At 65.8% G+C, this 24,364-nt stretch carries 20 protein-coding genes; 13 read left to right on the forward strand and 7 right to left on the reverse strand.

Translation table 11 applies throughout. The annotated features are described in order from the left end of the window. Positions 1-52: 52 nt before the first annotated feature. Both BLW38_RS02695 and BLW38_RS02700 read right to left on the reverse strand, forming a co-directional pair. A complete protein-coding gene (locus tag BLW38_RS02695) occupies positions 53-664 on the reverse strand; it encodes a TIGR04206 family protein (protein ID WP_092813908.1) in 612 nt (203 codons plus the stop codon). A gap of 4 nt (positions 665-668) precedes the next feature. Beyond that, on the reverse strand, positions 669-1,778 hold the full coding sequence (locus BLW38_RS02700) for an OBG GTPase family GTP-binding protein (RefSeq protein ID WP_092813912.1): 1,110 nt from the start codon (positions 1,776-1,778) through the stop codon (positions 669-671). A gap of 203 nt (positions 1,779-1,981) precedes the next feature. On the opposite strand from BLW38_RS02700, the gene BLW38_RS02705 reads away from it, so the two are divergent. Continuing rightward, positions 1,982-2,182, forward strand: coding sequence for a VNG_1110C family protein (locus BLW38_RS02705; protein ID WP_092813915.1), 201 nt, complete (start codon positions 1,982-1,984; stop codon positions 2,180-2,182). Positions 2,183-2,232: 50 nt separating this feature from the next. Here BLW38_RS02705 and BLW38_RS02710 read toward each other — a convergent pair whose 3' ends face one another. Next, a complete protein-coding gene (locus BLW38_RS02710) occupies positions 2,233-2,688 on the reverse strand; it encodes a hypothetical protein (RefSeq protein ID WP_092813918.1) in 456 nt (151 codons plus the stop codon). A gap of 270 nt (positions 2,689-2,958) precedes the next feature. On the opposite strand from BLW38_RS02710, the gene coxB reads away from it, so the two are divergent. The 5 genes from coxB (at position 2,959) to BLW38_RS02730 (ending at position 7,373) form a co-directional block, all read left to right on the forward strand. Next, on the forward strand, positions 2,959-3,750 hold the full coding sequence (gene coxB, locus BLW38_RS02715) for a cytochrome c oxidase subunit II (protein ID WP_092813922.1): 792 nt from the start codon (positions 2,959-2,961) through the stop codon (positions 3,748-3,750). Next, positions 3,750-6,236 carry a cbb3-type cytochrome c oxidase subunit I gene (locus BLW38_RS02720; protein ID WP_092813925.1) on the forward strand — a complete coding sequence of 829 codons (2,487 nt, stop codon included), beginning with the start codon at positions 3,750-3,752 and terminating at the stop codon, positions 6,234-6,236. The genes coxB and BLW38_RS02720 overlap by 1 nt, the downstream gene beginning before the upstream one ends. 119 nt (positions 6,237-6,355) lie before the next feature. After that, the gene (locus tag BLW38_RS16125) at positions 6,356-6,499 is read left to right on the forward strand and encodes a hypothetical protein (RefSeq protein ID WP_177167404.1); all 144 of its coding nucleotides are present in this window, start codon (positions 6,356-6,358) and stop codon (positions 6,497-6,499) included. Positions 6,500-6,535: 36 nt separating this feature from the next. Continuing rightward, positions 6,536-6,808, forward strand: a complete 273-nt coding sequence (locus BLW38_RS02725; protein WP_021074466.1) for a cytochrome C oxidase subunit IV family protein — start codon at positions 6,536-6,538, stop codon at positions 6,806-6,808. Positions 6,809-6,965: 157 nt separating this feature from the next. Then, positions 6,966-7,373 carry a universal stress protein gene (locus BLW38_RS02730; protein WP_092813928.1) on the forward strand — a complete coding sequence of 136 codons (408 nt, stop codon included), beginning with the start codon at positions 6,966-6,968 and terminating at the stop codon, positions 7,371-7,373. Positions 7,374-7,416: 43 nt separating this feature from the next. Here the strand turns inward: BLW38_RS02730 and BLW38_RS02735 are convergent, their stop codons facing one another. Both BLW38_RS02735 and BLW38_RS02740 read right to left on the reverse strand, forming a co-directional pair. After that, complete coding sequence (locus tag BLW38_RS02735) at positions 7,417-8,451, reverse strand: lysylphosphatidylglycerol synthase transmembrane domain-containing protein (RefSeq protein WP_092813931.1); 1,035 nt, start codon at positions 8,449-8,451, stop codon at positions 7,417-7,419. Beyond that, complete coding sequence (locus BLW38_RS02740; RefSeq protein ID WP_092813934.1) at positions 8,448-9,839, reverse strand: sulfatase; 1,392 nt, start codon at positions 9,837-9,839, stop codon at positions 8,448-8,450. The genes BLW38_RS02735 and BLW38_RS02740 overlap by 4 nt, the downstream gene beginning before the upstream one ends. Positions 9,840-9,982: 143 nt before the next feature. On the opposite strand from BLW38_RS02740, the gene BLW38_RS02745 reads away from it, so the two are divergent. The 3 genes from BLW38_RS02745 to BLW38_RS02755 all read left to right on the forward strand — a co-directional run bounded on the left by BLW38_RS02745 (position 9,983) and on the right by BLW38_RS02755 (position 13,917). Beyond that, entirely contained in the window at positions 9,983-10,978 is a 996-nt protein-coding gene (locus BLW38_RS02745) for a glycosyltransferase (RefSeq protein WP_092813937.1), read from the forward strand. 138 nt (positions 10,979-11,116) lie between these two features. Beyond that, positions 11,117-12,154, forward strand: a complete 1,038-nt coding sequence (locus BLW38_RS02750; RefSeq protein WP_092813941.1) for a glycosyltransferase — start codon at positions 11,117-11,119, stop codon at positions 12,152-12,154. A gap of 119 nt (positions 12,155-12,273) precedes the next feature. Beyond that, positions 12,274-13,917, forward strand: coding sequence for a DUF2070 family protein (locus BLW38_RS02755; RefSeq protein ID WP_092813944.1), 1,644 nt, complete (start codon positions 12,274-12,276; stop codon positions 13,915-13,917). A gap of 75 nt (positions 13,918-13,992) precedes the next feature. Here BLW38_RS02755 and BLW38_RS02760 read toward each other — a convergent pair whose 3' ends face one another. Then, on the reverse strand, positions 13,993-15,219 hold the full coding sequence (locus BLW38_RS02760) for an FAD-dependent oxidoreductase (RefSeq protein ID WP_092813948.1): 1,227 nt from the start codon (positions 15,217-15,219) through the stop codon (positions 13,993-13,995). 96 nt (positions 15,220-15,315) lie between these two features. On the opposite strand from BLW38_RS02760, the gene BLW38_RS02765 reads away from it, so the two are divergent. From BLW38_RS02765 to gltB, 4 genes are all read left to right on the forward strand, one after another. Then, a complete protein-coding gene (locus BLW38_RS02765) occupies positions 15,316-16,071 on the forward strand; it encodes a GNAT family N-acetyltransferase (protein ID WP_092813951.1) in 756 nt (251 codons plus the stop codon). Positions 16,072-16,232: 161 nt separating this feature from the next. Then, positions 16,233-16,925 carry an HD domain-containing protein gene (locus tag BLW38_RS02770; protein ID WP_177167405.1) on the forward strand — a complete coding sequence of 231 codons (693 nt, stop codon included), beginning with the start codon at positions 16,233-16,235 and terminating at the stop codon, positions 16,923-16,925. 100 nt (positions 16,926-17,025) lie between these two features. Next, positions 17,026-18,501, forward strand: a complete 1,476-nt coding sequence (proS, locus tag BLW38_RS02775) for a proline--tRNA ligase (protein WP_092813954.1) — start codon at positions 17,026-17,028, stop codon at positions 18,499-18,501. A 305-nt stretch (positions 18,502-18,806) separates the two neighbouring features. Beyond that, positions 18,807-23,555 carry a glutamate synthase large subunit gene (gene gltB, locus BLW38_RS02780; RefSeq protein WP_092813957.1) on the forward strand — a complete coding sequence of 1,583 codons (4,749 nt, stop codon included), beginning with the start codon at positions 18,807-18,809 and terminating at the stop codon, positions 23,553-23,555. A gap of 57 nt (positions 23,556-23,612) precedes the next feature. Here the strand turns inward: gltB and BLW38_RS02785 are convergent, their stop codons facing one another. Further along, positions 23,613-24,110 carry a hypothetical protein gene (locus BLW38_RS02785; RefSeq protein ID WP_092813960.1) on the reverse strand — a complete coding sequence of 166 codons (498 nt, stop codon included), beginning with the start codon at positions 24,108-24,110 and terminating at the stop codon, positions 23,613-23,615. Positions 24,111-24,364 lie beyond the last annotated feature (254 nt).

Here is a 24,364-nt window from a genome sequence, read left to right on the forward strand (position 1 = left end):
GGCGGTTCGTCGGCGATGGTTCTCAGCGGCATCCGGCTCATCGGTCGAGAGGTCACCGATCGAGAAGTCCTCGAAGCGACGGTCCGTACAGGACGGCCGCACACGCCCACGCACAGATGGTCGCAATCGGGACGACCAGGGTGGAGACGGTGGGTCCGGCGAGGCCGTATCGGGACCCGAGCCCGATCGCCACCGAGAGGCTGGCGACCCCGGCAAGCACGAGCAAGCCGCCGGTAACACGGGGATCTTCCCGATCCACGACGACGCCGGCCGCAGCGCTTCCGGCGGCAAGCAGGTGGAACAGGAGCGCGACCGGCCACGCTTGGATCGACGACGGAAGCGCCCCGAACGGAAGCGGATGGGCGAGAACGTATCGCCAGATCGGGTAGCCGCTGACGGCGAGATCGCCGCCGGCGCCGGGAGCAATGGTGACAAGACCCCAGAGCGAGACGACGGTATACGTCGCGCCGTCGACGATGATGGTGACGGGAACGACGAGTAAGCCGACGATCACGAGGAGCGCTCGTCGGCGAGCTCTCGGCTCCGATCCGGCGGACGTGGCGTTCGGTCCATCGGACCGAGGGCGCGGCCGATCGGCGCGGTCGACGGAGCGGCCGGGGGCGTCGGAACGGGGATCGGAACGGTCGGCGGACGCGTCAGTCACGGCGTCACTTCCGGGCGACGATCCGGAGTTCGTCCTCGTCGGCGAGTTCGTGGTCCCGACCGACCTGCTGTTCGTCGTGTTTCGCGCTCGGTCCGGAGACGCGGGCGAACTTGAAGCGGTCGTCGAACTCGCCGCCGATCTTTTCGCAGGCGTCGCCGACGGTATCCCCCTCGAAGAGGACTAGCGGTTCCTCGTAATCGACGCCGCGGCCCGGTTTGTCCATATAGATCCGGATCAGGCCGAGTTCCTCCCAGACGCGGTCGGTAAAGCCATCGAGGCCACGATCCTCCTCGGCGGAGATGAACACGACCTCCTCGGGATCGAGGTCCCGATCCCGAAGCTCCCGCTCGACCGTCGGGAGGTAGTCGGCGTCGATCAGGTCCGCCTTGTTGACGGCGACCATCGAGGGAAGATACACGCGGTTGTCCATCACGCCGTCGACGAGCTCGTCGATGGTGAGGTCGTGTGGGATCGTCACCTGCGCGTTGACGTACCCGTACTCGCGAAGGACCTGCTTGATCGTCTCCTCCTCGAGGCTCACCTCGTCGCTCGTGGTCACCTGGATGCCGTCCTTGTGCGTCTTGCGAACGTTGATGTTGGGCGGCTCGGTGTCGAGTCGGATGTTCGTGTCGTACAACTCCTCGCGGAGCCGGTCGTACTGTTCGATCTCGAACACCGAGAGCAGAAACACGACCAGATCCGCGGTCCGGACGACCGACAGCACCTCCTTGCCGCCGCCGCGCCCGCCCGCGGCGCCCTCGATCAGTCCGGGGACGTCGAGGATCTGGATCTGTGCACCCCGGTACTGGAGCATTCCGGGGTTGACGTCGAGGGTGGTGAACTCGTAGGAGCCGACCTCGCTGTCGGCGTTGGTGAGGGCGTTGATCAGCGTGGACTTCCCAACGCTGGGGAACCCGACGAGTGCGACGGTGGCATCGCCGTGCTTTTCGACGGCATAGCCGTGACCGCCGCCGGCGGAGGACTGGTTTTCCAGCTTCTCCTTCTTCTCCGCGAGCTTCGCCTTGAGACGACCGATATGGGCCTCGGTGGACTTGTTGTAGGGCGTCTCGGCGATCTCCTCGCGGAGGTCCTCGATCTCCTCTTCCAGTCCCATCAGGGGCAACTCAGCCGCTCAGTTCGTTAAACCTGTTCCTTCGGTGGGCGGGACGCGTCGGCGTTCGTGGAGTGGCGGATCGGCCGCCTCGGCGGCACTGGTGACGGCGACGGGCCGGAACCGAATCCGACGTCCCCGACGGCGCCGGTACTCGCCAGTTTCGTCACGGTTATTTAGGGCCTGTGAGAGGATGCGAGTGTCGAATGCCGGATCCGGCTCGCCTCAGAGACAGCACCCAGATCGTCCTCCCCTGTCGGTTGCTCGATGGGATCCGGGACCGTCTGGAGGCGGAGTTCACCGTAACGATCGTCGAATCGGATGGACAGTGCCGGATCATCGGGAGCCCGGTGGAGATAAAGTCGGTCAGCGAGTTTCTCGGCCGGTCCGGCATCCCGGTCGCGTGACCGGCTGTGACGGGATGGACCGGTGCACGTGAACCGGCGATCGAGACCGATCAGCCGGCGAAGCCGACGACGAGCTGGATGGCGATGACGAGCATCAGGACCATCCCGAGCGCGATCGACCCGGCCGCGACGCCTTGAGCGTTGCCGAGGCCGCGCTCGCGTGTCGCCGCGTACGCGCCGAGGAACACGAACCCGGCGATGAGGAGGCCGACGAGACCGTAGACGACGTTCAGAATGGTCCCGGGAAGCCCCTCCGGAAGCCCGAAGCTCCCGACCGCAAGCACGGTCAATAGCCCGAGCCCGACCGCGAAGGCGATGAACGTCACGGTCCAGACCGCCGGCGAGTGAGCGATCGCTCGGAGCCGGGAGACGGCTCGATCGTACCGGTCGCCGTCGCCGTCGTCTTCGGCAAACTCCCGCTTGCGGCCGACCCGACCGACAGCGATGAAGGTGGCGATCACGAGCAACCCCATCAGTACCGTGCTCAAAAGCGTTAATGAGACCATAACTGTCTGTGTGTCCTCGTTGTACTGACGGTCCGGTCGTGTATACAAATAGCCTTCGTATATGATCGGGCCCGCCCGGTCGTGTCACGACGGAGAATCCCCGATCGTCATCCGAACGGCAACCCTTGATCGTCATCCGAACGGCAACCCTTGATCGTCATCCGAACGGCAACCCTTGATCGTCATCCGAACGGCAACCCGCTGACGACCGCGCTACAAAAGAGATAAGTGCGGCATCACCAACTCACAGGCAAGGGCCGAGAAAAGAACATGATAGCGTCAGTATTACTGCAACAGACCGATGGTCTCCGGGCGCAGGCCGAGATCTTCAACGAGATCTTCTCCGTCTTCCTCGGGCTCGGGACGCTCATCGGGATCATTGTCGTCTCGTATATGCTCTGGAACGCATACAAATACCGGGACGACGGAAGTGAACCGAAAGAGAGCTTCGATCCGCCCGTTCTCGGCGAGCTGCCGACCGGAAAGGGTGGTCCGAAAGCCAAGAAACTCTTCCTGTCGTTCGGGCTCAGTGCCATCGTGGTCATCAGCCTCGTCGTCTACGCGTACGGCCTGCTGTTGGTCGTCGAGGAAGGGCCGGAGGCCCCGGGCGTCGAGTCTGCGGATATGGAAGTCGAGGTCGTTGGGTACCAGTTCGGCTGGGAGTTCCAGTACCCCAACGGCGTCACCACCCAGAACACGCTGTACGTCCCGGAGGATTCGGCGATCGAATTACGGGTGACATCACGGGACGTTTGGCACACCTTCGGAGTCCCCGATTTACGGATCAAGTCCGACTCGATCCCGGGCCAATACTCCGAAACGTGGTTTACCACTGAGGGTGGCCTCGACGCCGGCGAGGAGCAGACCTACGAGATCGAATGCTTCGAGCTGTGCGGGTCCGGTCATTCCTATATGAACGGTGAGATCGTGGTTATGGACGACACCGAGTTCAACGATTGGTACGACGAACAGGCCGCGGCGCTTGAGGAGGAGAACGACTCCGGTGCCGCATCCGGGAACGCCACCGCAACCGGCAACGCCACCGCGGAGGGTGAGGCATAATGTCCGAACTACCGCCGAAGACCTCAGTCCGCCGCTGGCTGGTGACGACGAACCACAAGGACGTCGGGATCCTGTACACGGTCACGGCGCTGTTCTTCCTGATCATGGGGGGGATGCTCGCGTTGCTTATCCGACTCCAGATGTGGGAGCCCGGCGCCCAGGTCCTCTCAGGGATCGCCTACAATGAGGCGGTCACCACGCACGGCCTCATCATGGTCTTCTGGTTCCTCTCGCCGTTCGGGTTCGGGTTCGCAAACTACTTCGTCCCGCTACAGATCGGCGCCGACGATCTCGCGTTCCCGCGGCTGAACGCGCTGTCCTATTGGATGTTCGCCCTTTCCGGGATACTGATGGGAATCAGCTACTTCCAGGGCGGAACCCTCAGTACGGGCTGGACGATGTACGCCCCGCTGAACGTGCCGATGTATACGCCGAGTCTGGGGTCCACGGGCGCGATCCTCGCGTTGGCGATGTTCGTCATCGGGATCACGGCGTCGACGGTGAACTTCCTGACGACGATCCACCACTCGCGTGCTGAAGGGATGGGCCTGATGGATATGCCGCTTTTCACCTGGTCCATGCTCGCGACGGTCTACATGATGCTGTTCGCGTTCGCGGCGCTGCTGGCGGTCGCGCTCATCCTGTTGTCCGACCGCATCCTCGGAAGCATCTACTTCTCCGCGACCGAGGGTGGCGCGCTATTGTGGGGACACCTCTTCTGGTTCTTCGGCCATCCGGAGGTGTACATCGTCTTCTTCCCGGCGCTGGGTGTAATGCTCGAGCTGTTCCAGTCGTTCTCCGGCAACCGGCTCGTCGGGCGGAAGTGGGTCATCATCGCGATCTGTCTCATCTCGATCCAGTCGTTCCTGGTGTGGACCCACCACATGTTCCTCACCACGATCAATCTGGAGGTCAAGACGCTGATGATGGCGACGTCGATCGGGATATCGCTCCCGTTCGACCTCGTCGTCTTCTCGCTCATCTACACGCTCATCAAGGGACGGATCAGGTTCACGACGCCGTTCCTGTTCGCCTTCGGCGCGCTGTTGTTGTTCATCCTCGGCGGCATCACCGGCGTCTTCCTGGGTGCGATCGTCCTCGACTACGAGTTCCGCGGCACCTACTGGGTCGTCGCCCACTTCCACTACGTGATGTTCGGCGGCGCGACGGCGCTGTTCGGCGGCGCCTACTACTGGTTCCCGAAGATGAGTGGGAAGATGTACGACGAGTTCCTCGGGAAGGTTCACTTCGTCGTCTTCTTCATCGGGTTCAACGCGGTGTATTTCTCCATGTTCCTCGCCTGGGAGACGCCGCGGCGCGTCTTCGATTACGACCCGGCCTTCCAGAGCATGCACCGGTTCGGGACGATCGGTGCGTTCGTCCTCGGGCTGTCGTTCTTCATCATGTTCTACAACTTCGCGAAGTCCTACGTGTCCGGGCCCGACGCTCCCGACAACCCGTGGGAGTACACCCGGACCGCCGAATGGGCGGTTCCCTCGCCGCCGCCGCTCGAGAATTGGGGCGGACGCCCCTCCTACGCCTCCGGAAAGCTCGAGTTCGTCTCCGAGGCGCTCACCACGCCCGATGACGATCACGACGGACCGGCCGCGGCGACCGACGGCGGCCACGGTGAGGACCACATCGAGAGCTACCCCTACTGGGATAAACACGCGAGTCACGCCAGCATCTGGCCGTTTGCGCTCTCGTTGGCCACGGGGATCTTCTTCTTCGGGCTGTCCGGAGTCGCCTCGTCGTTCGACATCACGACCGCGGAGACGCTGGCGGGGACCGGAATCACGGTGAGCAATCCGGTGTACCCGATCTTCACCGCCATCGGTCTCGTCGGCCTGATCTGGACGGCCGTGAAGTGGGGCCTCGAGGACTTCTATGCACCGCCGATGGAGATCGCCGAGCGGTGGCCCTTCGAAGGCGTCGAAAAGGTAAAACTCGGGATGTGGTTCTTCCTGGCCTCCGACGTGATCGTCTTCGGGGCGTTCATCTCCGCCGCGGTCTTCATTCGCGTGGCTGCGGGCTGGTACACCTGGGAGCCGCTGACGGACTCCCTGCCGGGGCTCATCAACACCTTCGTACTGTTGACGTCCTCGTTCACGGTCATCCTCGCGCTCGTGTACGCCCGGCGCAAGAGCCGGGCCGGTCTGATCGCCAACCTGGTCGCGACGATGCTGCTCGGGTTCACCTTCCTGTCGATCAAGCTCTGGGAATGGCATCACGAGATCTACGACGTCGGCGTTACGCTCACCCAGAACTCCCACGGTGACCCGGTACAGGCGACGATCTACTACGTCACGACGGGGCTCCACGGGATCCACGTCGTGATCGGCCTGCTGATCGCCGGCTTCCTGCTCGTGCGGGCGTGGAACGGCGCCTACCAGGAGGACTCCCGACCGGTCGAGTACTTCGGCCTCTACTGGCACTTCGTCGACATCGTCTGGGTCATCCTCTTCCCGCTGTTCTACCTCTTCTGAGGTTCACGCCTCGTTTTTGCGGTTCGGAAATTCGAACACGTCGTCTCGGAAAACCGGAATACGCCGTCGATGATGAGTCGTTTGCGCGAATATTTATGTCTCGACGGGCGAGTACCCGTATGGTCACGGACGTGCTTACTGACCCACGGTTTCTCAGCGGGATCTTCTGGACGCTCGTCGGCGTCTCGTTCTGGGTCGTCGGTCCGTTCGTCGGGTACTATCTGTGGAAACGATGGCGAGGTCCCGACGACGCGGATGGATAGACCTAAGAGGCCGCACTCCCAGCTTTCGCGTGAACAATGGCGTCGGATTCGATCAAGCTCTACGCGCTGGTGTACGTCGCGCTCGTGGGGTTGGCGACCTCGAAGTTCGTCTTCTTCGAGTTCGACCAGTTCTTTACCTACGAGCAGGCGTTCGCCGGCACGATGGGGGCCGCCGCGCTGAAGGGGGCGCTCATCGTCGGCTACTACCAACACCTCAAGTGGGAGAACCGATCGCTGACTTACCTGATGGCCGTCGCGCTGGCGTTCGCCCTCCTGCTGATGGCCGCGGCGACCTACTCCATCACGTAACGCATATCGACGCAGCGAGGTTTCAGACGCTCGCGCAGCCCGTTTCTCTCGACTTCGTGTCGCTTCGACCATCGACGTCGTCGACGCCATCTCGTACGGACGGGGTGCGTCCGGCCGGAGGGGAAACACCAAAACCCCTCCGACCGTATCGGCGGGTATGTACCACGTACTACTTGCCGTGGACGAGGACGAGGGGCGAAGCACCCGGATCGCCGAGACGATCACGTCGCTCCCGAGCGCGAGCACGGACGTGTTCGTGTCCGTCTTCCACTGTTTCGTCGACAACCCCGCCGGCGCCTCGGCGACGCAGGTCGGCAGCGTCCGGGCGGTCCAGGGGATCCTCGAGGAGGCTGGGATCGACAACCAAGTGCTCGAGGCAAGCGGTGACCCCGCCGACACGATCCTCGAGGCCGCTGCGGAGGAGCAGGCCGACGCCATTTATCTGGGCGGCCGGAAGCGCTCACCGGCCGGAAAGGCGCTGTTCGGCAGCGTCACGCAGTCGGTGATCCTCGGCGCGGAGCTGCCGGTGACGGTTGCCGGGAAGACGCAGACGACCGCCGAGTAGTCGGGGCAAGCCGTTGGCTCCGGAGCTGCCGGGCGATCGCCGATCACTCCTGCGGGCCGACGTCCCCATCGTCGGTTCGGCCCTTCACCACGAACAGCGACGCGTATCCCGCAAGCAATCCCGGCCAGTAGGTCGTCAACCGGAAGAGTACTGCGGCGGTCACGGCCGTTGCCAGCCCGACGGGGTAGAAAAGCGTCACGAGCCCCGAAAACGCCACCTCGTAGGTTCCGGACCCGCCGGGCGTCGGGGAGACCGTCGCGATGACCGAGAGGTTCACAATGAAGTACAACGAGACGAAGTCGGGATCGATCCCGAGCGACCGGAACACGAAGTACAACGAGACGATCTGCGCCAGGATCGCGAGGTGTGAGCCGACGGCGGTGGTGAGCAGAAAGGACCGACCACTGCCCGCGGTTTGGAAATGCCCCTCGATCCGCTTGATGCGGTCACGGAGGGACTGAAACACGCCCTCCGCCCGGTCGGTTCGCCGCTCGATCGCGTTCACCGTCCCCACCGCGAGGTCGCCGAGGCGTCCGTCGTCGGACCACAGCAGGTACGTCACAGCGCCGCCGATCACCAGGAGCGCGACGGCAACCGCCCCGACGGATCGGAGAAACCCGGTCAGCGATCCTACGACGAGGAGATACCACAGCCCGCCGAGCGTGAACGTGAAGAAGGGCGCGGCGTTCAGGATGTCCGCGGAAACCACGGCCGCAAGCGCCTTCTCGTAGTCCGTCTCGAGGGCGTCCGAGACGACGTAGGCCATAATCGGTTCCCCTCCGAACTGGCCGAGCGGAGTGATCGAGTTCAGGAAGTGGCCGGTGAGAAACAGGGAGACCGTGTCCGTCGGCGTCGGATCCATCCCCATGTGTCCGAAAAAGCGGTGCCAGACCCACGCCCACAACAGCAGCGACGAGAACCCGATGGCGAGCGCGACCGCGAAGTGGGACGGATTCGCCCGCACGAGCGCCGACAGTACCTCCCCGACGTCCGCGAGCGCGAGAAGGGCGGCCAACAGCACGCCGGTCACGATGAACCAGATCCACTCGCGCCGCCCGGCCGCGATCGGGACGTTCATCGATAGCCCAGCTGTTCGAGCCGGTCCTCGACGGCGCCGTCGACCGGTCGGTTACCCTCGTCCGGACGGTCGCCGTCGGCATCGTCGGCGTCCGCATCGACGTCGCCGGTTCGGTTGACGGCGGCCTTGAGATCCGGTGGGACCGCGATCGACTCGTCCGCCTCGTGGTCGTACGCCTCGTAGGTGGCGTCGCCGTCCTCGGTGACCGACTTGACCACCGTCACTCCGTCACGTTTCGCGTAGCGGTGTTTCCGGTAATACTCGTCCCACCGATCGGTCGGAATGTAGCCCGTGAAGTTCTGCGGATACTCACACCCGCCAAGGACCGTTTTCGGGAAGACGTCCTCGTGGGTGGGTTCGGGCGCGATACCGGCGTAATACGGGACGAGTCGGCTGAGCGACCGGAGCTCGATCGGGTCCGTGACCCTGTCCACCGCCAGATCCGGATGGGAGACGAACAGGACGGTGTTGATCACCGGTTCCGCGACGGTGAACTGGTGGCCGAACTCGCCGCCGTTCTCGCCGAGCGCCTGGCCGTGGTCCGAGAGCAGCACCACCACGGTGTCCTCGCGGAGGCCGTTGTCCTCGAGCGCGGCGACGATCCGTCCCACGAGGTCGTCGGTGTAGTCGACGGAGGCGTCGTAGACGCGCTCGAGCTGGTCGAAATCGATGTCGTCCATCGTGAAGACGTCCTTTTGCCGGTGGGGGATCGTCGCGTCCGGGGCCACACCGTGCCGATCGGCGTATCGATCCGGAGGCCGGTACGGCTCGTGGGGCTCCATCAGGTTGGTGTACAGGAAGAACGGCCGGTCATCGTCCTCGCGGGACGCGAGATACTCGGTCACGGCGTCGACGGTCTCCTCCGACTGCGTGGAGTCGTCGACGTCGAACAGTCGGAAGACGCGGTCGATCTGTCGCCCGAGGATCCGACGCGGCGTCTCACCGAGGGCGTGATAGAACTTCGCAAACGCCTTCGAGAGGCGAACGCTCAACCGGTTGTCAGCCGTCCCCAGGAAGTTCTCGACGTGGTCAAAGTCCTCCGTCATCCCCTTGTGGGGGGTGATCCAGACGTTCGGCGTTATCGCGGCTGTGTCGTACCCCGCATCCCGAAAGGCGGAGACGAACGTCTCCCGGTCCTCGTCGAAGTAGCTCTTCGCATGGGTGGTGCCGTGCTCCCAGGGATACTCCCCGGTGAACATTGAGGCGTGCGATGGCAGCGTCCAGGGTGCTTGCGTGACCGCGTTCTCGAAGACGATCGACGAGTCGGCGAGCTGCTGGATGTGGTCGGTGAACTCGACGTCGGCGTTGTACGCGGACACCCGGTCCGTCCGGAGGGAATCCAGAACCAGAAAGACGACGTTCTTCGTCCCCGAAACGGTGTCCTCCATACCCGCTACCCGGACCGCCCGGCAGTTAGGTACGTCGGTTCGAACCGGTGCCGGTGGACCGGTTCGACCGGAGCCGACGAATGAACCCCGGATCGTCGGAGCGGACCCACGACCGATTTATAGGGGACGCAACAACGGGGGGTATGGTCGAGAGCGTGGCGATCGTCTACTGGTGTGACGGGGCCGGACACGCGGCCAGGAGCATCCCGGTCGCCAAGGAGTTCGAGTCACGCGGCATCGACGTGTCGATCGCCGGCGGCGGACAGGGCGCGCGGTTCGTGGAGATGAACGGCTTCGACCAGCCGGACCTCACGACCGTCTCGGTCGAGGGGAGCACGCCGCGGGCGTTCCTTGAACACACCCTCTTCGATCTCGCACCCTCCGCAGTGAAACGGACGCGGGAGATCCACCAGTGGCTCAAACGGGAGGATCCGGACGTGCTGGTGACCGACGACGTCTTCGCGGGCCTGTCGGCGGCGGCCCAGGGGATCGATTTCTACCGGATCGACCACCTCACGCCGGATCTGTTCGGCCCGGTCTGGGGGACCCCGCTGCGGATCTACAACGCGGCGTCGTTGCTGTTCGGCGAGGGGATCCTCGTGACGTCCCTGTGGCCCGACGAGCCGGACCCGACGGGAATCACGCGGGTCGGACCGCTCGCCCAGGAGGGCGACCGTGGCGATGGAGACGACGTCGACGATGGTTCCGATTTCGGATCCGCCGGCGAGATCGACGAGTACGATGTGCTCATCAATCCGGGAACACACGGCGAGGGCTTCGACGAGATACGGTCCCGACTGGAGGCGGACGGCTACACGGTTAGAACGGTCGGGGATGACGACTGGGAGACGAAGCCGACGATGACTCCGTATACGGAGGCAGCCGACGTCGTGATCTGCACCGGCTTCTCGTCGATCGCGGACACGGTCGTCGCGGGAACGCCCTGCGTGATCTACCCGTTCCTCCCGTTTCAGAAGGCGATCGCGGAGCGCGCCGAACGCGAGGGCAACGAGGGGATCGCCAGGGCCGCCTCGGTGCCCGACGCCGTCCTGAAAGCGAAACGCTTCTGTGAATCCGATGAAAGTCCCGACTACGAGAACGGTGCCCCCGAGTTCGTGGATGCGGTCCTGGATGCGTAGCCGTCCCGACCGCCGACGTCGGCCGGTGATACCGAAGGACCGGATCGTGACCCTGCAGGGCCGGATCGTCCCACCGCAGGGCCGGTTCGTGAGGCTCGCCTCGGGCGCACGCGTCGATCGGAACGAACGGAGGACGGTATGAGAATCGGATTCTTCACGGACAGCTACTTCCCCGGGATCGACGGCGTCACGTACACGATCCAGGCCTGGCGCGAGCGTCTCGAGGATCGGGGTCACGAGGTGTACGTCGTGTATCCGGCAAGCAGCCACGAGCCGGATGACCACGAGCTTCCGGTCCGGTCGTTCCCGAATCCATTTTATAAGCAATATCGGTTTCCGACCTATCGCCGACTCTCGACGCTGCCGGAGTTGGACGTCGTCCACTGTCACGGGCCGGCGTCGACGGGGATCATGGGCCGACGATACGCGACGCAGACGGGCGTGAAATCGGTCTATACACACCACACGCCGGTCGAGGACTACCTCGAACGCGGCCTCAAGTTCGAGTCGATCGCCGCGGCCGCGTCGAGACTCTACGTGGCCTACGAGAACCGGTTTCTCCGGTCGTTCGACTGTGTGACTGCCTCGACCTCGCGGATCCGACGGGACGTGGAGCCGCGACGGCTCCCCGTCGGCATCGAGATGGACACCTTCCGGCCACAGTCGGACCGGCTGTTCTCGTACCCGGAACCGGTCATCGGCTACAGCGGGCGGCTAACTGTCAAGAAGAACGTCGACGAGATACTCCGGCTGGCGGCCGAGATGCCGGAGCATCGATTCGTGCTCGTCGGTGAGGGACCGGAGCGGGAGTCGCTCGAGCGACGCGCACCCGAAAACGTGACCTTCAAGGACTTCCTCCCGCGCGAGGATCTTCCCACGTTCTACTCGTCGATCGACGTCTTCCTCACGGCGTCGACGTGTGACACCCTCGGGCTGTCGACACTCGAGGCGAACGCCTGCGGCACGCCGGTTGCGGCGGCCGACGTCCCGCCGTTCGATGAGACGATCGGAAAGGCGAACGGGGCGCGGTTCGCGTACGGTGATCTCGAGGAAATGAAACGCGCCGTCGAGGACTGCCTGCGCCACGATCGAGACACCCGAAGCGCGGTCGAGCGGTTCTCGGTGACCGAGACGATCGACGAACTCGAACGGATCTACGGAGTGACCGACCGATGATCGACGAACTCGAACGGATCTACGGAGTGACCGACCGATGATCGACGCGGGGACCGAGCAATGACCGACGGAGAGCGGATGACCGACGGAGAGCGGATGACCGACGCGGGGATCGACTGATGGGCGCGGACAACGTCGACGTCTTCCAGCGGTTGGTGTTCAGTCTGCCGCCGTTGAAGGCACAGATCCCGGCGCTCGTCGTGTTGAGCCTGGTGTACAGTTTCGGGATGCATCTGGCCTTCACGGTCTTCACGCCGATCCGTCTGACCATCCCGCTCGTGCTCGTTGCGGGATCGCTCGTGTTCCTCCTCCCGTTCCTGTTCGCGGGGGAGCTGTTTCACCAGGTGTTGCCCCGCTATCCGCGCTCGTGGAGCTACTTCCTCGCGTTGGTCAACCAGTTTGTCCTGTTCGTCTACGGGCTCATCCTCTCGGGGGCTGACACCACCGGAAACGCCTGGAGCATCGTCTGGCTGGCGTTCATCACGCTCCACGTCAACAACGTCCTCGTCCTGTTGATCTCGACGGGCATCGAGTACTACAAGCGCATCCTCGTGGTCTCCTCCGCACAGACGGGCATACTCATCGCCGTCTTCTACCTGTTCGTCGGCGGCGCGCTGGGGATCGAGACGTACAGACACGTCTTCAGCCTCGCCTCTGTCGCCATCGCCGCCGTCTTCGTCGTGCTCATCCTGTTAGCGGTGGAGTACCTGATCAAGAGCAACACCGACGTCTCGGCGTTCACGCTCACGGCCGGGCTGCTCAGGAACGACCGCGAGTCGCTCGATCTGGGCTTTGAGTCCGAGCCCCACGTCCAGACCCTGTCGATCGACAACGGCGATCGGCTGACGCTTGCGGCACCGTGGATCCATCCGGGTCCGCTCGGCGGGTTCGGAGGCGGACAGCTCAGCGGCACCGTCATCTCCGAGCTGAATGCGGAGGGAACGGGCTTCTTCCTGCACGTTCCCTGCACGCACAAGGAGGACCTCGCGAACCCCGACGACGCGGAGAAGGTTCTCGATGCCGTCGCCGATCCCGAGCAGGTCAGCCGCGCCTCACGGCTCGTGAGTGAGGATTACGGGGAGATCGAGTTCTTCGGCCGCCGGTTCGACGGGAAGCGGATCGTGTTCCTCCACGCCGAGCACATCGACGACTACGACACCGGCGTGTTCATGCGGGACGTCGAGGAGTCGTCGGTGCTCCTCGTCGACCTTCACAAACACGACATCCAGGAGGGCCCCGAGAAGGAGGTCCAGTACGGAACCGCCGAGGCGAACCGGCTGAAAGGCCACTTCGACGACTTCCTCGAGACGCTGGAGGCGGCCCCGTTACACGAGTACGAGGCAGGGTTCGACGTGCATCTCGACGATCAGGACCTGTTCGCGATGGTCGAGGTCGTCGACGGCGAGCGCACGCTCCTGCTGGGTACCGACACCAACGGCGTCACGGCGGATATGCGGGACCTCGAGGAGGAGTACCGCGAGGAGTTCGATCACGTCCTGCTGTTCTCGACGGACACGCATGCCTCCATTCACGACCTGGCGAACATGAAGCGCTCGAACGTCACGGCGATGCGGCGCGCCGTCGAGAACGCGGCCGCCAGCGTTGCGCCGGCGACGATCGGCCTGACGAGCCGCACCACGCGGCCGCTCGATCTCCTCAAGAACCACTACAACGGGCTGGTCTTCAGCGTCAACATCCTCATCCGACTGACGATCATCTCGTTGTTCCTGTTCTACTTCGTCCTGATCGTCTGGATGTTCTGACGGGACGTCCTCGTCACGCCCATCACCATCGTCGGCGCCGCTCCTGTAAGCACCATCGCCGTCGATTCCCCGATCCTACTCCGGCACGTCCAGGAGGTCCACGTCGGCCGGTCCCGCGCCGTCGAAGGTGGCGACCGCACGATCGAGGCGGTTCGGATCGTCGACGGCGGGCAGTTCCCGGTCGGCGGTACGGCAGGAGGCATCCACGCCGAGCCAGTCACTGACGAGATCGGCAGTCGATTCGGCCATCAGTCGGTACGTCGTCAGCTTCCCCCCGACGACGGTGACGAAACCGTCCACCCCGTCGTCGGCGTGATCCAGGAGCGTGAACCCGCGCGAGATCCCGCGACCGCCGCGGTCAGCCTCGTCGGGAGCGTATAACGGGCGAACGCCCCACCAGTGTCGGACGATCGGGCGATCGGCGAGTTCGGGCACCATCGCGGCGCACTCGTCGATCACCGTCTCGATCTCCCCGCGGGGCGTGTCGTAGTCATCGGGGTCACGAACGGGAACGCTCGTGGTTCCGAGGACCGCCTCGGTCCGGTGTGGGACCACGATATCGCCATCAGCGGGGCTTCGACAACGGTTCAAGACGGGGCCGATCCCCTCGCTGTCGACGGACACCATCACGCCGCGCGTGGGCTGCATCGCGACGGTCACGCCGGCCATCGCGGCGACCTCGCCGGCCCACGCACCCGCCGCGTTCACGACGACGTCGGGACGAAACACGTCGTCGAGCCGTCCGCCGACACGGGCGGCCGTCACTCGCTCGCCGCGGACGGTCAACGACTCGAGCGGTGCGTGTGGGTGGATCGTGGCACCGTGTCGGTCCGCGTCGAGGGCGGTCGCCGCGACCAGACGAGACGGGGAGACGACCGCGTCCGGAACCGACATCGCGCGTTCGACGTCTGCCGACAAGCCGGGTGCGCGATCACGTGCAGTCGCGGGATCGACGGTTTCGACCGGGATCCCGACCGAGTCACAGGCGTCCCGTTTCGCGTCGAAATAGGCGTCGTCGTCGCCATCGAGGGCGAGGAACAGGCCACCGGTCTCGCGGACACAGACGCCGGCGATCCGGCGAAGGATCCGGTTCTCCGCGAGACACTCCGCCGCCCCCTCGGGATCGGTGTCGGCGTAGCGCGCGCCGCTGTGTAACAGGCCGTGGGATCGTCCCGTGGTCCCGCCACAGAGGCCGTCCCGGTCGATGAGGGCCACGTCCACGTCACGCAGCGCGAGGTCGCGTGCGACGCCCACGCCGGTCGCGCCACCCCCGATCACGAGTACCTCCGGTTCACGCGTCATACCCGTGGTTCGTGCGGCAGCGGATGAATATGTCCGGATCGTCCGGACGCGATTCGCGCGCGAGGCTTTTTGTGACTGGCCGTGGACCGTACCGGTATGGACCTTCGAGCGGCCACGCCGAACGACGTCGAGGCGATCCGGTCGGTCGCACGCACATCGATGGACGACTCCTACGGCCACGCGGTCTCGGAGTCGGTCCTCTCGGGGTCGATCGACGAGTGGTACGATCCCTCGGAGCTGGCCGCGGACGTCGACTCACGACGAACGGTGTTCCCGGTCGCGGTGGACGACGGCGAGGTCGTGGGGTTCGCGGAGAGCTACGTGGTCGACCGCCGGGAGCGTGTCGGGGAGATCGACTGGCTCCACGTGCACCCCGATCACCGCGGTGCCGGGATCGGCCACCGGCTGCTCGCCCGCGTCGAGGAGACGCTCCGGGACCGGGACGTCGACCGGATCGAGGGGCGGGTGCTCGCGGCGAACGAGTCCGGGACGCGGTTTTACGAGGAGGAGGGGTACGACCACACCGGAACCGAGGAGATCACGATCGACCGGGAGACGTTCCGCGAGCTGATCTACACGAAACGACTCGACGAGACCCACCCGACCCTCGAGTCGGAACCGTACACCGACGCTGACGGCGAGACGGTGTACGTCGACTTCGAGGACAGCGAGCGTGGATCGACGGGCCCGTTCTTCGCGGCGTACCGCGATCCGGACCACGAGGACCGGTACGGGTACCTCTGTGGGAACTGTGAGGGACTCGACGTCACGGTCGACACGATGGACCGGCTCGAGTGCGCCGACTGCGGCAACCGGCGCAAACCCACGCGCTGGGACGCCGCCTACCTGTGACGCGCTTCGGGGCAAGATTTCGGCGACCCTTCGGGGCGGACGCTGCCGATCGCCGCGAGATCCGGGGCTGTCGTAACGCCTAAGAACGAAACGGCCATGGTCTCGGACAATGAATACCGAATTTCGCGATCGATCTCCGAACCGACGCCGGGGGCCCGACCGTGGGCGTTGAAATAAAGGAATCCCGGGTTCCGGACGACGAGTTCGAGGAGATGGCGGCGTTCGTCCACGACTACCTCGCCGCCAGCGTCGAAAGCGAGGACGACGGCGGCCGGATGCGGTGGTATCCCTGGCACTCCGCGGAGTACCGGTTCAACCACATTCTCAACGTCGTCGACCTCGCGACGCAGATCGCCCGAGCGGAGGGCGCCGACCTCGACGTCGTTCGCGTGGCGGCGCTGTTTCACGACGTGGCCAAACTCGAGGTCGATCAGGACGTCCACGCCGAGGAGGGTGCCCGGATCGCCCGCGAATACCTCCGGAACCGGGGCGAGTACCCCGAGTCGTTCATCGACGAAGTCGCCCAGTCGATCGTCGACCACTCCTACCAGGGGGACCTCTCGAACGTCTCGTTGGAGTCGCGATGTCTGATGGAGGCGGACCTGCTCGACAAGGTCGGCGCGAACGGGGCCGCGCTGATGCTGTTGCGGATGGGCTATGAGGCTCGCACCCATATGGACGCAGCAAAGATGGTCGACCGCGTGCTCGAGCGCGGCCGCGACCACGCCGAGCGCGTGCGGTCGGACACCGCCGAGAGCATCGCCCACCAGCGTCTCAAACGCGTGAAGTGGTTCCGCGAGTGGCTCGAAGCCGAGGTGACGGAGATGGACCCCGAGGGCGTCACCGACCGGTGACGCGTCGATCACGTCGATCGTGTCGAGCGCCTCGATCGGGGCGGACCGGCGCGACGGGGCTTCGGTCGGTTTAAGTCCCGCACGGCGGATCCACGATGTAATGACCGACGACGAGCAGGAACTCGGGATCACCGAGTCCAAATCACACGACACCGGCGACTGGTACGCCGAGGTCGTCCGGAAGGCTGGGCTCGCGAGCTACGGGCCGGAAGGAATGAGCGGATTCATCGTGACGCGACCGCGTGGATACGCGCTCTGGGAGGCGGTCCAGAACGCGCTCGACGCGGAGTTCAAGGACACGGGCGTGCAGAACGCCTACTTCCCGATGTTTATCCCCGAGTCGTACCTCGAGCGCGAGAAGGAGGTCGTCGAGGGGTTCGACCCCGAGGTCGCCTGGGTCACCCAGGGCGGTCACGAGCAGCTCGAGGAACGGCTCGCGGTGCGGCCGACCTCCGAGTCGATCATCGCACCCTACATCTCCCAGTGGGTCCGGAGCCACCGCGACCTGCCGATGCGCGTCAACCAGTGGTGCTCGGTCGTTCGGTGGGAGGCCACCGAGACGAAGCCGTTCTTCCGCACCAAGGAGTTCCTCTGGCAGGAGGGACACACGGCCCACGAGACGAGCGAGGGGGCGTGGGAGGAGACGATGCTGCGGCTCGACCAGTACGAGTCGCTCTACGAGGACGTCCTCGCGATCCCCGTGTTGCGCGGCCAGAAGCCGCCACACGACACCTTCCCCGGCGCCAAGACGACGACGACCGTCGAGGCGCTGATGCCGGACGGAAAGTCCGTCCAGGGCGCGACCTCCCACCACCTCGGGCAGTCGTTCGCGGAGGCGTTCGACATCACGTTTTCGGACGCCGACGAGGAGGAGCGGGTCGCACACACCACCTCCTGGGGCGTCTCCTGGCGGTGTCTCGGGGCGCTGATCATGACCCACTCGGACGAGCAGGGGCTCGTGTTGCCGCCGACCGTGGCGCCCACGCAGGTCGTGATCGTCCCGATCTGGCAGTCGGACACGCACGAGGAGGTCCTCGAGTACGCCGAGGGCGTCGCCGACGACCTGGAGGACGCCGGCGTCAGGGTCGAACTCGACGACCGGGACGAGCGCAATCCCGGCTTCAAGTTCAACGAACACGAGCTCAACGGCGTCCCGCTCCGGATCGAGATCGGTCCGAACGAGGTCGAGGACGGGGAACTGACGCTCGTTCATCGGCCGGACGGCGAGAGCATCGTCGAGGACCGCGAGGACGTGTCGGACACCGTCGAGAGCCACTTCGACGAGGTCTACGCCAAGCTGTACGCCGCCGCCGAGGAGACCCTCGACGGTGCGGTCCGAGAGGCCGACGACCGCGCGGAGATCCTGGGGACGCTCGGCCGCCACGGTGGCTACGTCGAGACGCCGTGGTGTGGCGACGAGGACTGCGAGGCGGAGATCAAAGAGCAGATCGCCGCCGAGATCGTGATGGTGCCGTTCGAGGACGACGACGAGCTCCTCGGGACCGACCACGAGGAGACCTGCGGCGTCTGCGGCGATCCCGCCGAGCGGACCGCCTACTTCGCGAAGTCGTACTGATCGCTCCACCCGTCGGACGCACCAGTTCGCGGACCCGTCCGTCCGGTCGCCATCGAGGCGATCGACGCCAAACGAAAATTGAAAAGACGTGTTCTAGAGCGGTTGGTTATGGGCCATATTTGGTTTGAAAACCCGATATATGTTTTCCTATTTTGAGAAAATGCAGGTATATATTATGATTACAAATCTGTGGTATTGAGTCACAGGCCCTGTAGAATAATGACCTTATATTCCCTAATGGGTGGGTAAGGCACCCTACGTGTATCAGGGTTAGCCCTTTAAGATGGAGACGGGTTCGGTACGGTATGACCAAGCCACACAGTATCACCCCCGAGCCGAGCGACGGCGCGGCGGGCTCCGGGCGAGACGGAGACGAGGAGAACGCCCGCGATGGTCTCGCGGACCCGACCGACGAGCGATCGAACTGCGGCGTCGGCGCCGTCGTCGATCTCGCCGGCGAACCCAGCCACGAGACCGTCGCCGATGCCGTCCGTCTGCTCGAGAACCTCGAACACCGTGGAACGACGGGTGCCGAGACGAACACCGGCGACGGCGCCGGCATCATGGTCCAGCGGCCGGACCCGTTCTTCCGATCGGTCGTCGACGTCGATCTCCCCGCGGAGTACGCGGTCGGCTCGCTGTTCCTCCCCCGGAACGACCGTGCCCGTGAGGAGCTGTTCGACGTCGTCGCCGAACGGCTCGCGGAGTACGACCTCGAGGTTCTCACCTGGCGGTCGGTTCCGACCGAGAACGACGACCTCGGCGCGACGGCGCTCGAGTCGGAGCCGGACCACTGGCAGGTCTTCGTGGCGCCGACCGACGAGGCCGCCCTCGCCGACCGGTTCGTGGACGCCGACGCCGATGCCGACGCCGACCGGGACCCGGCACTGATCGGGTTCGACCGCGCGCTCTACGTCGCCCGAAAGGCGATCGAGACCGCCGCCGCGGACGTCGATGGGAGCGGCCGATTCTACGTCGCCTCGCTCGATCGCCGCCGCGTCGTTTATAAGGGGCTCCTGAAGGGCGAGCAGCTCGCCGACTACTTCCCGGATCTCAATGACGATCGGTTCGCCTCCCGGGCCGCGCTCGTTCACGCCCGGTTCTCGACGAACACCCTCGGCGCGTGGCACCTTGCACACCCGTACCGCAACATCGTCCACAACGGCGAGTTCAACACGATCCAGGGGAACATCAACTGGATGCGGGCACGGGAGACCGACGTCTCCCATCCCGGGTTCGGCGCCGACCTCGAGACGGTCAAACCGGTTATCGACGATCCCAACCAATCGGACACCGCCTCCGTCGACAACGCGCTCGAGCTGCTCATCCAGAGCGGTCGGGAACTCCCACACGCCCTCCGAATGCTGATCCCCGAGGCGTTCCGCGACGATCACCTGATGGACGAGGATCGGGCCGACTGGTACGACTATCACGCCTCGCTGGTCGAACCATGGGACGGCCCCGCGCTCGTGCTCGGGTTCGACGGCGACCACGTCGCCGGCGTCCTGGACCGCAACGGCCTCCGCCCGTGTCGCTACGAGGTCACGACCGACGATCGCCTGATCGTCGGCAGCGAGGTCGGCGCGCTGCCGACCGATCCCGCCGACGTCGAGCGGCGTGGTCGGCTCCAGCCCGGCGAGATCTTCGTCGCCGACCTGGAGTCGGGTCGGGTCGTTCCCGACGAGGAGGTCTTCGCGGAGCTGACCGACGACCGCTACGGCGAGTGGGTCGCCGAGGAACAAGTCGACCTCGCGGAGATTCGCGAGACGGATGATCCGACGAGCGCCGGGATCGGTCCTGACGCCGGCGACGAGGACGTCGACGCGGAGGGAGACACAGGCGACGTCGAAGGGGCCTCGCCGCTGCGCGCCCGCCAGGCGGCCTTCGGCTACACGACCGACTCGATGAACCACCTCGTTGAGCCGATGGCCGAGACCGGGTCCGACCCGGTCGGATCCATGGGCGATGACACCCCGCTGTCGGTGCTCTCGGATATTGACCGGCCGCTTTTTACCTACTTCAAGCAGCTGTTCGCGCAGGTGTCGAACCCGCCGATCGACTACATCCGTGAGGAACTCGTGACTTCCCTCGAAACGCGGCTCGGTTTCCAGCGGAACCTGCTCGACGAGTCGCCCGAGCACGCGCGCCAGCTCGTGTCCGAGACGCCGATCCTCACGGACGCCGAGACCGAGTCGATCAAGGCGCTCGGCGAGGAGGCGGCCGCCGACGCGACGAGCACGGACGCCACGAACGCCACGAACGCCACGGACGCCGCCCTCGACTCGCGGGTCCTCGATACGACCTTCGAGGCAGGGACGGACCTCGAGGACGCGGTGTCGCAACTCCGCGACGCCGCCGCCGCGGCGATCGAGGACGGCGCGGACGTGATCGTTCTGTCGGACCGCGCGATCGGCCCCGACCGGATCGCGATCCCGAGCCTGCTCGCGACCGGGGCGGTCCACCACCATCTGGTTCGCAACGGGCTCCGGAACCACGCCGGGCTCGTGGTCGAATCCGGCGAGCCGCACGAGGTCCACCACGTCGCGACCCTCGTCGGCTACGGCGCGGGCGCGGTGAATCCCTACCTCGCGTACGCCTCCATCGCCGACGTCGTCGCCGGCCCCGACGGGGCCGACGAGGCGGAGGCGATCGCCGCCTACCGCGGCGCGCTCGAGGACGGCCTGCTCAAGACGATGGCGAAGATGGGCATCTCGACGATGGAGAGCTACCAGGGCGCACAGATCTTCGAGGCGGTCGGCCTCGACTCCGGGTTCGTCGCCGAGTACTTCTCGGGCACGGAGATCCGTACCGAGGGGATCGGAATCAACGAGATCGAGGGAGATGTCCGGACGCGACACGCGATGGCGTTCGGCGCCGACCCGCAACTGGAGACCGTCGGCGAGTACGAACACCGCTCGTCAGGGATCAAACACGGCTGGAACCCGCAGACGGTCGGGACGCTCCAGCAGGCGGTTCGGGCGGGCGAGTACGACCAGTACCTGGAGTTCGCCGAGGCGGTCAACGACCAGGAGGACTCGCCGCACACGCTGCGGGGGCTCCTCGAATTTGACGCCGACCGCGATCCGGTGCCGATCGACGAGGTGGAGCCGGTCGAGGAGATCGTGACGCGGTTCTCGACCGCGGCGATGTCGCTGGGCAGCATCTCGCCGGAGGCCCACGAGAACAACTCGATCGCGATGAACCGGATCGGCGCGAAATCCAACACCGGCGAGGGCGGCGAGCCGCCCGAGCGGTTCGGCACCGAGCGCGAATGCACCGTCAAGCAGGTGGCCTCGGGGCGGTTCGGGGTCACCGCGGAGTACCTCGCCTCGGCCGACGAGCTCCAGATCAAGATGGCACAGGGGTCGAAGCCGGGCGAGGGCGGCCACCTTCCCGGCAAGAAGGTCAACGAGATGATCGCCCACGTTCGGTGCTCGACGCCGGGGGTCGGGCTCATCTCGCCGCCGCCCCAACACGACATCTACTCGATCGAGGACCTCAAACAGCTCATCTACGACCTGAAGTCGGCCAACCCGGACGCCGACGTCAACGTCAAGCTCGTCTCGGAGGCGGGCATCGGAACGATCGCTGCCGGCGTCGCGAAGGCGAACGCCGACGTCGTTCACGTCTCGGGCCACTCCGGCGGGACGGGCGCGTCCCCGAAGACGTCGATCAAGAACGCGGGGCTCCCGTGGGAGCTCGGCCTCGCGGAGACGAACCAGATGTTGCGGGCGACCGGGCTGCGCGACCGCATCCGGGTGTCGGCCGACGGCGGGATGCGGACGGGCCGCGACGTCGCCGTCGCCGCGCTGTTGGGCGCCGAGGAGTACGTCTTCGGGACGGCCTCGCTCGTCACCTCCGGCTGCGTGATGGCCCGGCAGTGCCACGAGAACACTTGCCCGGTCGGCGTCGCGACCCAGCGTGAGGACCTGCGACAGCGGTTCCCCGGCGAGCCCGATCACGTCATCAACTACATGACCTTCATCGCCGAGGAACTCCGTGAGATCATGGCCGAACTCGGGTTCCGGACGGTCGAGGAGCTGATCGGCCGCCCGGAGCTGCTCGCACAGCGCGAAACGGACCACGAGAAGGCGAAACACCTCGACCTCTCGAGCGTCATCGCGGAGCCGACCGGGTCGATCCGGACGAAGGTCCGCGCACAGGACCACGGGATCGACGACCGGCTCGACTGGGACCTCATCGACGACGCTGCCGACGCCATCGCCGACGGCGCGCCGGTCTCGATCCACGAGGACGTCACCAACGTCGACCGCGCGGTCGGCGCGACCCTCTCGAACCGCGTCGTGAGCGCACACGGCGGTGAGGGGCTGGCCGACGACACGATCGCCGTCGACTTCGACGGCTACGCCGGCCAGAGCTTCGGCGCGTTCCTCGCGGAGGGCGTCACCTTCTCGCTGACCGGCGCGGCCAACGACTACGTCGGCAAGGGGCTCTCCGGCGGGAAGCTGATCGTGAACACGCCCGCGGACGCGGGCTACGAGGCGAGCGAGAACGTCGTCGTCGGCAACGTTTGTCTGTACGGCGCGACCGCGGGCGAGGTCTACGTCAACGGCGTCGCCGGCGAGCGCTTCGGCGTCCGCAACTCCGGGGCCAGGGCGGTCGTGGAGGGCGTCGGCGACCACGGCTGTGAGTACATGACCGGCGGCGTCGTAGCCGTCCTCGGCGAGACCGGCCGGAACTTCGCGGCCGGGATGTCGGGCGGTGTCGCCTACGTCCACGACCCCGATGGCCGCCTCGCCGAGCGGGCCAATACGGGGATGGTGTCGCTCTCACGGGACCTCTCCGAGCGCGACGAGGCAATGTTGCGCCGGCTCATCGAGAACCACGCGGCCTACACCGAAAGCGACCGTGCCCGCGAACTGCTCGACGACTGGGAGGCGACCTGCGAATCGTTCGTCTGCGTGTTCCCCGACGCCTACGCCGACGTCATTGCGGAGGGGATCGGCGAGGACGTTCGCGACGCGCGGCCCCCGGCCGCGACGGCGGAGGCGCTCCCGGAGGCGGACGCGAACGCGGTCTCGAGCGACGACTGACCGGCTGCGATGGCCGGTTGAAGCGGTGACCGTTCGATCGACGTCCGGGCCCGCGCCTCAGCCATCCACGTCGACGCCGAAGGGGCTCGGCTCCTCGCGCCACGTCCAGCCCGGCAGTCGCGTCTGGAACCCGGCCGCGAGGGCGGCATCGAGATCGTCGAGTCCGGCGGGATCGGCCTCGGCTGCTCCATCGTCCGTGTGAATATCCGCGAAGTGGAACGTCGCCGCGGCAAGCAGCGAGAGCGGCTGCCCGCCGGCGATCGTCTCCGCGAGCGCGCGACCCAACACCTCGTCGACGACGAACCCGGGATAGTCGTTCGCGACGTCCAGATCCCGGAGGATCGCGACGTAGCCGGCGACGTTGACCGCCACCTCGCCGTCGGCGAAGACGGCGTCGACGGCCTCCCCGTAGGCGGCCGGCGAGACGGATGCCACGTCCGTGTCGAACCGGTCGCCAAGAGCCTCGCGGGTCTCGTTGATGAGCGCCACGACGGTCGGCTCGCGCTCGCGAACCCACTCGTACTCGGCCGCGACGCGGTCGGGCGTGAGTCGCATCGTAGCTCACTACGGCGGCGGCGGGTCAAGTACGTTCCCCCGATCGCCGGCACATTTTCCCGGTTGCCGGCTTGGTTCCCCGATCGCCGGTACATTTCCCCGGTCACCGGTCGTGATCGTTATGGAGGGCCGCCATCGGCGGTACGACGATCGAGGGGTGGTTTGCGAAGGCTTTTATAACGGGTGGCGTCTATGTCCGAATAAGCGGGTTTTCACCGTCTCTTCCCGCAGACGAAGCTACGGACAGTACTCGC

Source organism: Halopenitus malekzadehii (genome assembly GCF_900108505.1).
Classification (GTDB): Archaea; Halobacteriota; Halobacteria; order Halobacteriales; family Haloferacaceae; genus Halopenitus; species Halopenitus malekzadehii.